At 73.4% G+C, this 12,832-nt stretch carries 10 protein-coding genes; 5 read left to right on the top strand and 5 right to left on the bottom strand.

Annotated features, from left to right (window positions below; genetic code table 11):
• Positions 1 to 2: 2 nt before the first annotated feature.
• The 3 genes from HNR68_RS12255 to HNR68_RS12265 are packed head-to-tail and all read right to left on the bottom strand — an operon-like array spanning position 3 to position 2,878.
• A complete protein-coding gene (locus HNR68_RS12255; RefSeq protein WP_179720551.1) occupies positions 3 to 902 on the bottom strand; it encodes a glycine betaine ABC transporter substrate-binding protein in 900 nt (299 codons plus the stop codon).
• A 37-nt stretch (positions 903 to 939) separates the two neighbouring features.
• Positions 940 to 1,836: an ABC transporter permease gene (locus HNR68_RS12260; protein WP_179720553.1), complete on the bottom strand. Its 897-nt coding sequence runs from the start codon at positions 1,834 to 1,836 to the stop codon at positions 940 to 942.
• A complete protein-coding gene (locus HNR68_RS12265; RefSeq protein ID WP_179720555.1) occupies positions 1,829 to 2,878 on the bottom strand; it encodes a betaine/proline/choline family ABC transporter ATP-binding protein in 1,050 nt (349 codons plus the stop codon). The genes HNR68_RS12260 and HNR68_RS12265 overlap by 8 nt, the downstream gene beginning before the upstream one ends.
• A gap of 509 nt (positions 2,879 to 3,387) precedes the next feature.
• Here HNR68_RS12265 and mshC point away from each other — a divergent pair.
• Both mshC and HNR68_RS12275 read left to right on the top strand, forming a co-directional pair.
• The gene (mshC, locus tag HNR68_RS12270; protein ID WP_179720557.1) at positions 3,388 to 4,623 is read left to right on the top strand and encodes a cysteine--1-D-myo-inosityl 2-amino-2-deoxy-alpha-D-glucopyranoside ligase; all 1,236 of its coding nucleotides are present in this window, start codon (positions 3,388 to 3,390) and stop codon (positions 4,621 to 4,623) included.
• Positions 4,624 to 4,962: 339 nt separating this feature from the next.
• Positions 4,963 to 6,186: a styrene monooxygenase/indole monooxygenase family protein gene (locus HNR68_RS12275; RefSeq protein WP_179720559.1), complete on the top strand. Its 1,224-nt coding sequence runs from the start codon at positions 4,963 to 4,965 to the stop codon at positions 6,184 to 6,186.
• Positions 6,187 to 6,328: 142 nt separating this feature from the next.
• Here the strand turns inward: HNR68_RS12275 and HNR68_RS12280 are convergent, their stop codons facing one another.
• Both HNR68_RS12280 and HNR68_RS12285 read right to left on the bottom strand, forming a co-directional pair.
• Entirely contained in the window at positions 6,329 to 7,468 is a 1,140-nt protein-coding gene (locus HNR68_RS12280; protein ID WP_179720561.1) for a chitinase, read from the bottom strand.
• Positions 7,469 to 7,622: 154 nt separating this feature from the next.
• On the bottom strand, positions 7,623 to 8,528 hold the full coding sequence (locus tag HNR68_RS12285; protein WP_179720563.1) for a PAC2 family protein: 906 nt from the start codon (positions 8,526 to 8,528) through the stop codon (positions 7,623 to 7,625).
• Between the two features lie 208 nt (positions 8,529 to 8,736).
• On the opposite strand from HNR68_RS12285, the gene HNR68_RS12290 reads away from it, so the two are divergent.
• The 3 genes from HNR68_RS12290 (at position 8,737) to HNR68_RS12300 (ending at position 12,821) form a co-directional block, all read left to right on the top strand.
• Positions 8,737 to 11,058: a lysylphosphatidylglycerol synthase domain-containing protein gene (locus HNR68_RS12290; RefSeq protein WP_179720565.1), complete on the top strand. Its 2,322-nt coding sequence runs from the start codon at positions 8,737 to 8,739 to the stop codon at positions 11,056 to 11,058.
• A 105-nt stretch (positions 11,059 to 11,163) separates the two neighbouring features.
• Positions 11,164 to 11,853: an HAD family hydrolase gene (locus tag HNR68_RS12295; RefSeq protein WP_343050092.1), complete on the top strand. Its 690-nt coding sequence runs from the start codon at positions 11,164 to 11,166 to the stop codon at positions 11,851 to 11,853.
• The gene (locus HNR68_RS12300) at positions 11,853 to 12,821 is read left to right on the top strand and encodes a homoserine dehydrogenase (protein WP_179724965.1); all 969 of its coding nucleotides are present in this window, start codon (positions 11,853 to 11,855) and stop codon (positions 12,819 to 12,821) included. Before HNR68_RS12295 ends, HNR68_RS12300 begins: the two co-directional genes overlap by 1 nt.
• The last annotated feature ends 11 nt before the right edge of the window (positions 12,822 to 12,832 follow it).

The following is a 12,832-nucleotide window of genomic DNA, read 5'->3' on the forward strand; positions in this document are numbered from 1 at the left end:
GGTCACTGCCCGGCGAAGGTGCCGATCACCTCCGGGTGGGCGTCGGCCCACTTCTTGGCCGCCTGCTGCTCCTGCCCCTTCTGGGCGCTGTTGATCTCGTTCTCCAGCGAGGCCAGCTGCTCGTCGGTCAGCCGGAACTTCTTGATCATCTCCGTGACCTCGGGGAAGTCCTGGCTGAACCCGGCGCGGCCGACCGCGTGCAGCTGCTCGGCCTGGCCCATCGCGCCCTTCGGGTCCTGCAGGTCCTTCAGCGGGTAGCGGGCGTAGGCCCAGTGCGGGTGCCACAGGGTGACCACGATCGGCTTCTGGTCCTTGGTCGCCCGCTCCAGCGCGGCCAGCATCGCCGTGGTGGAGGAGGTCTGCAGGGTGTACTCACCGCCCAGGTCGTAGGCCGGGATCGCGCTGTCCCTCGTGGTGCGGGTCAGCCCCGCGCCCGGGTCGATCCCGGTGATCACCCCGCCGAACTCGGCGCCGCGGCCCTTGAGGTCCTCGATCGAGTTGACGTCCAGGAGGTACTTCGGCACCGCGATGTTCAGCGTGCCCTGGTCGTACCAGACTCCGAGGTCCTCCAGCTGCGGGCCGTACTGCGCCCAGTAGTCCGCGTGGGTCTGCGGCAGCCAGGCGTCCAGGAAGAGGTCCGGGTTGCCCTGGGCGAGCCCGGCGTAGATCGGCCCGACCTCCAGCTCGGTGGCGTTGACGGTGTAGCCCTTGCGCTCCAGGAGCTCCTTGAACAGGTAGGTGACCGCGATGTCCTCGTCCCAGGCGATGTAGCCGATGTTGATGGCCTTCGCCTCCTGGCCGGTCTGCGCTTCGCGGCCACCGCACCCGGCGGCGAGCAGGACGAGTGCGGCCAGCGCGGCGAGGATCGCGGTGAACCTCCGTGGTCTTCTGCTGGACAACATGTGCAACCTGCCTCCCTTCGACGGCCGCCGGACGCCTTCATCCGGTCTTGGCCGCTCTGCGCTCCGCTCGCGCCACCGGCGAGCGGTCCGAGAGCACGGCGGTGACGCGGTCCAGGTAGACCGCCAGGATCACCACCGCGATGCCGGCTTCGAAGCCCTGCGCGAGCTGGACCCGGGTGACCGCCTCGTAGATGTCCGAACCCAGCCCGGGGGCGCCCACCATGCCCGCGATGACCACCATCGACAGGGCCAGCATGATCACCTGGTTGACGCCGGCCATGATCGACGGCATGGCCAGCGGCAGCTGGATGCCGGTGAGGACCTTCAGCGGCGGTGCGCCGAACGCCTCGCCCGCCTCGACGACCTCGCGGTCGACCTGCCGGATGCCCAGCTCGGTCAGCCGCACGCCGGGCGGCAGCGAGAAGATCACGGTGGCGACCACGCCCGGCACCTCGCCGATGTTGAAGAACACGATCACCGGGACGAGGTAGACGAACGCGGGCATGGTCTGCATCAGGTCCAGCACCGGCCGCACCACCGCGCTGACCCCGCTGTTGCGCGCCACCAGGACGCCCAGCGGGATGCCGATCGCGATCGAGATGGCGGTGGCCACCAGCACCAGCGACAGCGTCTGCATCGCCGCTGGGAACTCCTGCATGCTGGCGACCAGGCCGAAGCCGACCAGGCTGAACAGGCCGAACCGCCAGCCGCGCAGCCACCACCCGAGGGCGGCGAACACCAGCACCACCGCCAGGGCCGGCAGGGAGGCCAGCGCGGCGGACAGGCCGGTGACCGCCGAGCGCAGCACCAGGTCGATGGTGTCGAACACCGGGCCGACGTTGTCGTTGAGCCAGTCGACGGCCGCCGCGAACCAGTCGCCGACCGGGACCCGCGGCAGGCCGGGCTGGGCGGGGAGGGGCAGCAGGTCACGCATCGGACACCTCCTGGACCGCCACGGGGGCGTCCGCCTCGTGGCTCAACGCCTCGAAGATCGCGGTCGGCGTCACCGCACCGAGCAGCTGCCGGCGGTCGTCGACCACCGGCACCGGCTCGGGGTGCTCACGCATCCGCGGGAACAGGTCCTTCAGCGGCAGGGACGCGGGTACCGGCTCCGCGCCCGCCGGGGCGGTGACCCGCGGGTCCGCCAGCGCGCCCGCGGTGAGCACCCGGGTGCGGTCGACGTCCTGGACGAACCGGGCCACGTACGCGTCGGCGGGTTCGCGCAGGATCTCCTCGGCGGTGCCGATCTGCACGATGCGCCCGGCCCGCATCATCGCGATGCGGTCGCCCAGCCGCATGGCCTCGTTGAGGTCGTGGGTGATGAAGACGATCGTCTTGCCCAGCTGGGCGTTGAGGTCGAGCAGCTGGTCCTGCATCTCGCGCTTGATCAGCGGGTCCAGCGCGCTGAACGCCTCGTCCATCAGCAGCACGTCGGTCTGGGCGGCCAGCGCCCGCGCCAGGCCGACGCGCTGCCGCATCCCGCCGGAGAGCTGCTGCGGGTAGCGGTCACCCCAGCCCTCCAGCCCCACCAGCCGCAACGCCTCGGTGGCCCCCGCGGCGATCTCGTCCTTGCCGGCGCCGCGGACCGACAAGCCGTAGGCGACGTTGTCCAGCACGGTGCGGTGCGGGAAGAGCGCGAAGTGCTGGAAGACCATGCTCATCGTGCGCTGGCGCATCGCGCGCAGCGCCTTGCCGGACATCGCGGTGATGTCCTCGCCGTCGACGAACACGCGGCCGGAGGTCGGCGTGAGCAGCCCGTTGAGCATCCGGATCAAGGTCGACTTGCCGGAACCGGACAGGCCCATGACCACGAAGGTCTCGCCCTCGCGCACCTCGAACGACGCGTCGACCACCGCGGCGGTGCCGCCCGCCTCGGCGATCTCGTCCGGGTCGGCTCCGGCCTCGAGCCGGCGGACCAGCTCCGCCGGCTGTGGCCCGAAGACCTTGTAGAGCCGTTCCACACGTACCGATGTCACCGGATCGCCTCCACCCGCTCATCCGGCTCCGGGTGTTTCGCGCACCCGGTGCCGCGGGCAGCGTGGGTGGTCGGCCGGGCCGATCAACGCACGGTGCCCGGAATCGCGTTCTCCACCTTCCGATCCCGTTCTCCGATCATGGTTCCCACCGGGTCGAACGGAGCCCTTCGAACCGAGATCTCTTTCCCGTGCGCACCACTGAGGCGCGTGTGAACAGTGCCGATGCGCTGTCGCGGTGTGTGCGGACCTGCTGTGGACACTGATGATTCCACCTCGGTGGCGAAATGGCGAAGTGGTCTGGTTTGGCCTTCCGGTCTTGTCGGACTCGTTTTCCCCCTGTGATCTGCGGGAGATCAGGCGTGAACGGGTCCGTCGATCGGATCCCGGCGTTCCCGGGGGCGCGTCCGGTGGGTGTGGTGCGCTCGGAGCGACCGGGGCTCCCACGATGTGATACGGGCGATCCCCCGGATGGCGGCACCCACCACAGGGGGACGTTTAAGGTCGGGTGCATGCAACCCTGGTCATCGGTTCCCGTGCCTCGCGTGCCGGGCACGCCACGTCCGCTGCGCCTCTTCGACACCGCGACCGGCGCGGTCGAGCCCACCGAACCCGGTCCCGTCGCGAAGATGTACGTGTGCGGCATCACGCCGTACGACGCCACCCACCTCGGTCATGCCGCCACCTACCTGGCGTTCGACCTGGTCCACCGGGTGTGGCTGGACAACGGTCACCAGGTGCACTACGTGCAGAACGTCACCGACATCGACGACCCGCTGCTGGAGCGCGCCGAGCGCGACGGTGAGGACTGGGTGGTCCTCGCGATGCGCGAGACCGCGCTGTTCCGCGAGGACATGGCGGCGCTGCGGGTGGTGCCGCCCTCCGACTTCGTCGGCGCCGTGGAGGCCATCCCGGAGATCGTCGAGGCGGTCGGCAAGCTGCTGGCCTCCGGCGCGGCCTACCAGGTCGACGACGAGCACCGCGACATCTACTTCCGGCACGCCGCCAGCGGGCGCTTCGGCTACGAGTCCCGCTACGACGAGGAGACGATGCGCGCCCTGTTCGCCGAGCGCGGCGGGGACCCGGACCGGGCGGGCAAGGAGCACCCGCTGGACGCGCTGCTGTGGCGGGCGGCTCGCGACGGCGAGCCGTCCTGGGAGTCCGAGCTGGGCCCCGGGCGGCCGGGCTGGCACCTGGAGTGCTCGGTCATCGCACTGAACCGGCTGGGCCTGGGCTTCGACGTGCAGGGCGGCGGCTCGGACCTCGTCTTCCCGCACCACGAGTTCAGCGCCGCGCACGCCGAATCGCTGACCGGGGAGTTCCCGTTCGCCAAGCACTACGTGCACGCGGGGATGATCGGGCTGGACGGCGAGAAGATGTCCAAGTCCAAGGGCAACCTGGTGTTCGTCTCGCGGCTGCGCGGCGACCGGGTGGACCCGATGGCCATCCGCCTGGCGCTGCTGGACGGCCACTACCGCACCGACCGGTCCTGGACGGCCGACGCGCTCACCGCGGGCACGGCGCGGCTGGCGCGCTGGCGCCAGGCCGTGGCGCTGGAGTCCGGTCCGTCGGCGGAGCAGGCGGTCGCCGGGCTGCGTGACCGGCTCTCCGACGACCTCGACACCCCGCAGGCGCTGCGCGCGATCGACGCCTGGGTGGAGGAAGCCCTGACCACCGGCGGCTCGGACCGCGAAGCCCCGCGGCTCGTCCGCACCGCAGTCGACGCCCTCCTCGGCGTCGAGCTCTGAACCCCGAAACCCGCAGGTGACCACGGGGGTGTCAGTTTCGCCTCAAACTGGCACCCCCTCTCGCGGGCTGTGGCGGTGCCAGTTTTAGGCGAAACTGTCGCCTCCATCGGCGTGCTGGGGCCTGCCAGTTCCGCCTAGAACTGTCGCCTGCACCGGAAACTGTCGCCTGGACCGGCGTGCGGGCGGCTGTCAGTTCCGCCTAGAACTGGCGCCCCACCTCACGCTCTGCGGGTGGTCAGCTCCGCCTGCAACTGGCATCGGCCCCCGACGCGCTGGGGTGTGTCGGGGGCGGGTGCTGGGCGTGCGCTCGGGGGCGCGGGACGGGAGGGTGGTCGTGGGATGCGGAAGGTGTTGGTCGTCGGGGCGGGGCAGGCCGGGTTGCAGTTGGCGCTCGGCCTGCAGGCGCGGCAGTACGAGGTCACCGTGGTCTCCGCGCGGACACCGGAGCAGGTCCGCGGCGGCCGGGTGATGTCCACGCAAGCCTTGTTCGGCACCGCGGTGGCCACCGAGCGCGCGCACGGCCTGGCCCTCTGGGACGCCGAGGCCCCGCCCATCACCGGCCTGCGCAAGACCATCGCGGAGCCGGGGGAGGGGCGGCTGCTGGACTGGTGGGCCGAGTTCTCCCGCCCCGGGCAGTCGGTGGACCAGCGGGTGAAGCTGGCGCGCTGGCTGGAGCTGTTCGCCGAGCGCGGCGGCACCGTCGAGCACCGCGCCCTCACCCCGTCCGAGCTGGACGCGGTGGCCCCGCGGTACGACCTCGCGGTGGTCGCGACGGGGACCGGCGAGCTCGGCCGGATCTTCGAGCGCGACCCGCGGCACTCGCCGTACACCGCGCCGCAGCGCGCGCTCGCGGTGGCGTACGTGCGCGGGGCCGCGGACCCCTCGCCCGACGCTGGTCTCCTCCGGGCGCACTCGGTCTCCGGCGTCGGCGACGTCTTCGTGATCCCCGGCTGGACCTCCGGCGGTCCGTGCGACGTCCTGCTGTTCGAGGGCGTCCTGGGCGGGCCGCTGGACTGCTGGTCGGACCGGCCCGGGGCGGAGCAGCAGTGGACCCGGATGCGGCAGCTGCTGCGCGAGCACCTGCCGGCCGAGCACGAGCGGTTCGCCGAGGCCGAGCTGACCGACGACCGCGCCACCTTGGTCGGGGCGGTGACCCCGGTGGTGCGCACACCCGTGGCCGAGCTGCCCTCCGGGACGGCGGTGCTGGGCATGGGGGACGCGGTGGTGACCAACGACCCGATCACCGGCCAGGGCGCCAACCTCGCCAACCGGTGCGCCGAGACCTACCTGGACAGCGTGCTGGCGCGCGGCGAGCAGCCGTTCGACCGCGCGTGGATGCGGCAGACCTTCCACCGGTTCTGGCAGCACGCGCAGCACGTGGTGACCTGGACGAACGCGGCGCTGGGCCCGCCTCCGCCGCACGTGCAGCGGATCATGGCCGCCGCCGCGGAGCACCCCGAGGTCCGCCACCGCTTCGCGGACGCCTTCGACGACCCGTCGGACCTGCGGACCTGGTTCCTCGACCCGGACGGTGCCGACGAGTACCTGCGCAGCGTCGCGTGACGGCCCGGCACGAGCCGTGCTCGTTCACCCGGACGGACTGCGAAGGGGGCGGTGACCGCTCGCGGCCGGGGACGCGCCGGGCCGGAGTGGAGGGTCGGGTGACGGGCGCGCCCCGTCACCCGACCGCCGCCTTCCCCGCGCGTCAGCGTGCCGTGTGGGCGTCGTGGGCCTGGGCGAACTCGTTGCCGTGGAAGACGTCCCAGTTGATCGACCAGGCCATCAGGCCGCGCAGGCCCGGGTAGGTGCCGTGCGGCTGGTAGGCGCCGCAGCCGGTCCCGGTGCGCAGGCAGTCGAGCGCCGCGTGGACCTCCGGCACCGGCGTGAAGCCGTTGCCCGCCGGCTCGGCCGCGGGCAGGCCGATGGCCACCTGCTCCGGCGCCAGCGGGTCGAAGGTGCCGGCCGAGCCGCCCGCCAGCGGGAAGCCGGTCAGCAGCATGTCGATCATCGCGATGTGGAAGTCCGCGGTGCCCATCGTGTGGTACTGGTCGTCCAGGCCCAGGACGGGACCGGAGTTGTAGTTCTGCACGTGCAGCAGGTCCAGCCGGTCGCGCAGCGCGTCGATCACCGGCAGGTACGCGCCCGCGCGCGGGTCGGCCCCGGTGCCGCCGCCGTAGTGCTGGTAGCCGACCTGCACGAAGAAGGTCTCCGGGGCCATGGTCAGCACGAAGTCCTCGCCGTAGCGGTCGGTGAGGGCGCGCAGCGCGTCGATCAGGTTGACCACCACCGGGGTGGTCGGGTTCTTCAGGTCGGTGTCGCCGGGGGCGAGCTCCAGCGAGTGGCCCTCGAAGTCGATGTCGAGGCCGTCCAGGCCGTAGCGGTCGATGATCGCGGAGGCCGACTCCACGAACGCGTCGCGCGCGGCGGTGGTCTCCAGCCGCACCTGCCCGTTCGCGCCGCCGATCGACAGCAGCACCTTCGTGCCCTCGGCCTGCTTGGCGCGGATCCCGGCGAGGAACTCCTCGTCGCTCTCCACGTTCGGGCACTCGTCGGCCGGGCAGCGGGTGAACTCCAGCCGGCCGGAGGTGGGCGAGGTCGGTTCGGCGAAGGCCAGGTCGATGACGTCCCACTCGTCGGGCACGTCGGCGATGCGCACGTAGCCGGAGCCGTTGGCGAAGCTGGCGTGCAGGTACCCGACCAGGGCGTGCGCCGGGACGTCGGCCGCGGTGCCGCGCTCCGGGGCGGTGGGTGCGGCGGCGTTCTCCGGTGTGGCGGTGGCGGAGGCCGGTGCGGCGACGAGGGCGAGCCCGGCCAGCACGGCGAGAGCGGTGCGGATCCGTGACATGGGTGCTCCGATCCGGACAGAGGTGGTCTCCGGAGCACACAAACTGGACTAGACCACTGCCGAGGTCAAGGTCCAGACCAGTTCTCGCCACCACGCCCGGCCCGGGGGACCACGCGCCCGGGCCGGGCGTGTCAGGCGAGTGCGGAGGGGCGTCTCAGCCCGGGCCGGGGCCCATCGGGCCCTTGCCGCCCGGACCGCGGCGGCGCAGGTAGCGCTCGAACTCCGCGGCGATGGCGTCCCCGCTGGTCTCGGTCAGCTTGACCTCGGCGTCCCCGCGCTCCTCCAGCGCGCGGACGTAGTTGCGGACGTCCTCGTCCTCCTCGGCCATCTCGCTGACCGTCTGCTCCCACTCCTCGGCCTGCTCCGGCAGGTTGCCCAGCGGCACCTCCACGTCGAGGGCGTCCTCCACCCGGTGCAGCAGCGCGAGGGTCGCCTTCGGCGACGGGGGCTGCGAGACGTAGTGCGGCACGGCCGCCCAGAACGAGATCGCCGGGATCCCGGCCTGCACGCACGCGTCCTGGAACACCCCGACGATGCCGGTCGGTCCCTCGTAGCGGGAGCGCTCCAGGCCGTAGCGGGCCGCCGACTCGGTGTCGTACGCCGCGCCGGTCACCGGCACCGGCCGGGTGTGCGGGGCGTCGGCGAGCAGCGCACCCAGCGTCACCACGGTGCGGGCGCCCAGCCGCTCGATCTGCTCGACGAGCTCGGCGCAGAAGGCCCGCCACCGCATGTTCGGCTCGATGCCGTGCACCAGCACCACGTCGTGCTCGCAACCCGGCGGCCGGCAGACCGAGAGCCGCGTGGTCGGCCAGGTGATCTGGCGGGTGATGCCGTCGACCAGCTTGACCGTCGGGCGGGAGACCTGGAAGTCGTAGTACGGGTCCGGGTCGATCTCGCTCAGCGGTTCGGCGTCCCAGATGAGCTGCAGGTGCTCGATCGCGGAACTGGCTGCGTCCCCGGCGTCGTTCCACCCCTCGAAGCCGGCGATCACGATCGGGCCGGTCGGCTCGGGCGGCTCGGCGCGCGTTCGTTCGTTGGTGTGTGCGTCGCGATCGGTCACCGATCCAGCCTACGACGCCGCGCCGACGGCAGCGCCGGACATACCGGTGGTGCCGATCATCGCCCCTGGACGGAGGGCGGCGGTCGGTTTGACGCCCGCAGCGCCGGGCCAGACCCTTGACCTCAATCGCCTGCGGAGCGGATGCCCAGTGGACCACACCCGGCCGTCAACGGACCGAGACGGGATCTCGCCACGGTCCCGGTTGCGGTTGTCGATCGGACGGCGGCCGCGGGACCTGGCGCAGCTCGGCCTGGTCGGCGGGCTGCTGGCGCTGAGCGCGCTGCTCGTGCTGGTGCCGGCCAACCCGGTGGAGGTGGCGATCCACGGCCAGCTGGGCCGGATCCCGGCGGCGTCCGACCCGGTGTGGGTGGTGCTGAGCTGGTGCGGTTCGTGGGCCGGCATCGCCGCGGTGACCGCGGCGGCGGCCTACGCCGGCTGGATCCGGGTGGCGCTGCTGTGCGCGTCCGCGGGAGCGGTGACCTGGGCGCTCGCGCTGTTCATGCACCAGGCGCTCGGGCTGCACCAGGTCTCCTCGGCCGGTCCGCCCGGCGGCTACGCGTTCCCGTCCGACGAGGTGGCCGTCGTGGCGGTGCTGACCGTGGTCGCCGCGCCCTACCTGGGCGGGTGGGCCAAGTACGCCGGGTGGGGGCTGACCGCACTGGTCGGCGTCGCCGTGGTGCACCTGGGCGGGCACCTGCCGCTGGCGGCGGTGGGCGGGGCGCTGCTCGGCTGGGGCGTCGGGACGCTGTTCCACGTGGTCTGGGGCGCCCCGGACCGGCGGGTGTCCGAGGTGATCATCCGCGACGAGCTGGAGCAGGCCGGGCTGCGGCCGGTGTCGATCGCGGCGCTGCGGCACCGGTTCCTGGAGCCGCGGGAGTTCGCGGTGCGCACCGCCGACGGCGCGACGCTGCGGGTCAAGGTGGTGCGGCGGATGAGCCGCCGCGCCGGCGCCGGGTACAAGCTCAAGCGCCTGCTCGCGGTGCTCGACGTGCAGGACGAGCCGCAGCTGTCCACCCCGCACCACGAGGTCGAGCACGAGGCCTACGTGACGCTGCTGGCCGAGCGCGCCGGGGTGCGCACCCCGCAGGTGGTGCTGGCCTGCGACGTCGAGCACGCGCCCGCGCTGCTGGTGGTGCGCCAGGTGCCGGGGCGGCGGCTGTCGGCGATGCGCGCCTCCGAGGTCGACGACGAGCTGCTGGCCGAGGTCTGGGCGCAGGTGGCCGCGCTGGTCCGGGCCCGCATCGCCCACCACGACCTGCGCGCGAAGAACTTCCTGGTCGACCCGGAGAACCGGCCGTGGCTGCTCAGCTTCACCTTCAGCGTCGCCGGGGCCGGCCCGGCGCGCTGTGCCCGGGACCTGGCCGAGGCGCTGGTGTCGGTCGCGGCGGTGGTGGGGGTGGAGCGCGCCGTGAGCTCGGCGATCCGCGCCCTGCCGACCGAGCAGCTGGAGGGGGCGCTGCGCAACCTGCTGCCGATGGCCCTGCCCCGGCGGATCCGCGCGCAGACGGAGAACAGCCGGTTCCTGGTGGCGAACAGCCGGTTCCTGGTGGCCGAGGTGCGGGAGGCGCTGGCCGACGGGCTCGGGCTGCCGATCCCGGGGTTCCGCTCGCCGGTCCGGCCGATCACCGTGATCGGGCTGCTGCTCATCGGTGCCGCCGTCTACCTGCTGCTGCCGGAGCTGTCGAGCATGGACGAGGTGCTCCGGGCGGCGCGGGACGCGAACTGGTTCTGGCTGGTCGTGGCGGTGCTCACCGGGTTCGCCGCGGTGGTGCTGTCGTCGGTCTCGGTGCAGGGCTCCAGCACGATCCCGCTGCCGTTCTGGCGGACCCTGGCGGTGCAGGTGGCCGCCGCGTTCACCGGCCGCACCACGCCCGGCGGCGCGGGGTTCTTCGGGATCAACGTGGTCTACATGGAGCGGCTGGGGCTGCGCCGGCCGCTGGCGGTCGGGGTGACGCTGCTCAACCAGGCCGGCACCGGGGCGGTGGCGTTCGTGGTGGCCGTGATCGGGGTGTTCGCGGTCGGCCTGTCCGGCACGTTCACCCACCTGTCCCTCCCGACCGGCTGGCCGGTGCTGGTGGGGACGGTCGTGGTGCTGGTGGCCGCGGGCGCGGTCCTCGCCTCGCCGTTCGGGCGGCGGCGGCTCGTGGCGCCCTCGCTCGAGGTCGGCCGGGAGCTGCTGGAGGTGCTGCGGCACCCGGTCCGCGCGCTGCAGCTGTTCGGCGGGGCGCTGGGCTACCTGGTGGTGTCGGGCCTGGGGCTGGCGGCGTCGCTGGCCGCGCTGCACCCGGACGTGGCGTGGGTGGCGGTGACGGTGGTGTTCATCATCGGCAACACGCTCGGTCACCTGGTGCCCTCGCCGGGCGGGCTGGGCGCGGTGGAGGCCGTGCTGATCGCGGGGCTGGGCGCGATGGGCGTCCCGGCGACGGCGGCGGTGACCGCGGTGCTGCTCTCCCGCCTGCTGACCTACTGGCTGCCGGTCCTGCCCGGCATCGCGATGTTCCGCTACCTGCAGCACAAGGGCGTCATCTGAGCCGGCCTGCGACGAGGGATGGGACACTTTCGGTGGGGTCGGTGTGGACGGTGGTGCTGTACTGGTGGGAGTCCTGGTCCGAACCAGCCTGGAGGGGATCTCCGCGTGACCCGCGACGCCGGCCCGACCGCGCCCGCCGCCGTCCTGTTCGACATGGACGGGACCCTCGTCGACTCCGAGAAGCTGTGGACGATCGCGCTGGACGACTACGCGGCCCATCGCGGGGGCGCGCTCTCCGACGCCACCCGGGAGTCCATGGTCGGCTCGAACATGACCCGCAGCATGAAGCTGCTGCTGGCCGACGTCGGGATCCCGCCCACCGAGGCCGAGGTCGACGCGGCCGCGGAGTGGGTGGCCGGCCGGATGGCGCAGCTGTTCGCGCAGGGGCTGCCGTGGCGGCCGGGCGCCCCGGAGGCGCTGCGCGAGGCCCGTGCGCTCGGCGTGCCGGTCGCGCTGGTGACCTCCACGATCCGCTCGCTCACCGAGATGGCGCTGGACACCCTGGGGCGGGACACCTTCGACGTCACCGTCTGCGGCGACGAGGTCGACGGCCGCAACAAGCCCGACCCCGAGCCCTACCTCAAGGCCGCGCGGCTGCTGGGCGTGGACCCGGCCGCCTGCGTCGCGGTCGAGGACTCGCCGACCGGGGTGGCGAGCGCGGAAGCCGCCGGCTGCCTGGTGGTCGCGGTCCCGTGCGAGGTGCCGCTGGCCCCCGGCCCGAACCGGGTGCTGCACGAGTCGCTGCACGAGGTCGACTTCGCCGCGCTCGGCGAGCTGTTCGCCCGCGCCGCGTGATGCTCGACGTCCCGATCGTGCTGGCCGGGTACGGCCCGGTCGGCCGGGAGTACGCCGAGCTGGTGCACCGCGAGCGCGCGCAGTGGCGCGACCGGTACGGCGTGGACCTGCGCGTGGTCGCCGTCCGTGGGCGTGACACCCAGGCGGAGGTCGGTGCCGCGGTGCCGCCCCGCGTCCAGTGGACCGCGGCCGAACCGCTCACCGACCTGCTCGCCCGCACCGGTGCGCGCGTGCTGGCCCAGGCCGTGCCCTCCGACGGCAGCGACCGGCCGGCGCGCGACGCGCTGGCGGCGCTCGGGCACGGTGCGCACGTCGTCACCGCCACCAAGTCGCACCTGCTCACGCACTGGCGGCAGCTCGACGAGGCAGCGCGCCGGGCCGGGCGGTCGGTGCGGATCTCCGGAGCGACCGGTGCGGCGATGCCCGCCGGCGACCTGGCGCGCTCGGTGCTGCGCGGCTTCGACGTCGACGCCGTGCACGGCTGCCTCAACGGCACGGCCACCTTCGTGCTCGACCAGCTCGCGGAGGGGGTCGCGCTGGAAGCCGCCGTCGCCGAGGCGCAGCGGCGCGGCATCGCCGAGGCCGACCCGGCCGCCGACCTCTCCGGCGCGGACGCCGCGACCAAGTTGCGCCTGGTCACCGGTCTGCTGTGGGGGTGGGACCCGGCGGACGTGCGGGTCGAGCTGGAGCCGGTCCGCGCGGCGCGCGCCGACCCCGGGCACCGGCTCCGGCAGGTCGCCGGCGCCCGCCGCGACGACCCGGGCGTGGTCCGGGTCGAGGTGCGCCCCGAACCCGTCGGCAGCCCGCTCGGCGCGCTGACCGGACCGGAGAAGGCGGTGCGCTACGACTGCGGTGACGCCGGGTCGGTCACCGTTTCCGGTGGGCGGTCCAGCCCGCGCGGCGCCGCCCGCGCGATGGTGAAGGACACCATCGGCGCGGTGCTCGAGGCCACGGCGGGCCTGCGGTGAGCCGTCGGCCC

The organism is Saccharopolyspora hordei (assembly GCF_013410345.1).
GTDB classification, from domain to species: domain Bacteria; phylum Actinomycetota; class Actinomycetes; order Mycobacteriales; family Pseudonocardiaceae; genus Saccharopolyspora; species Saccharopolyspora hordei.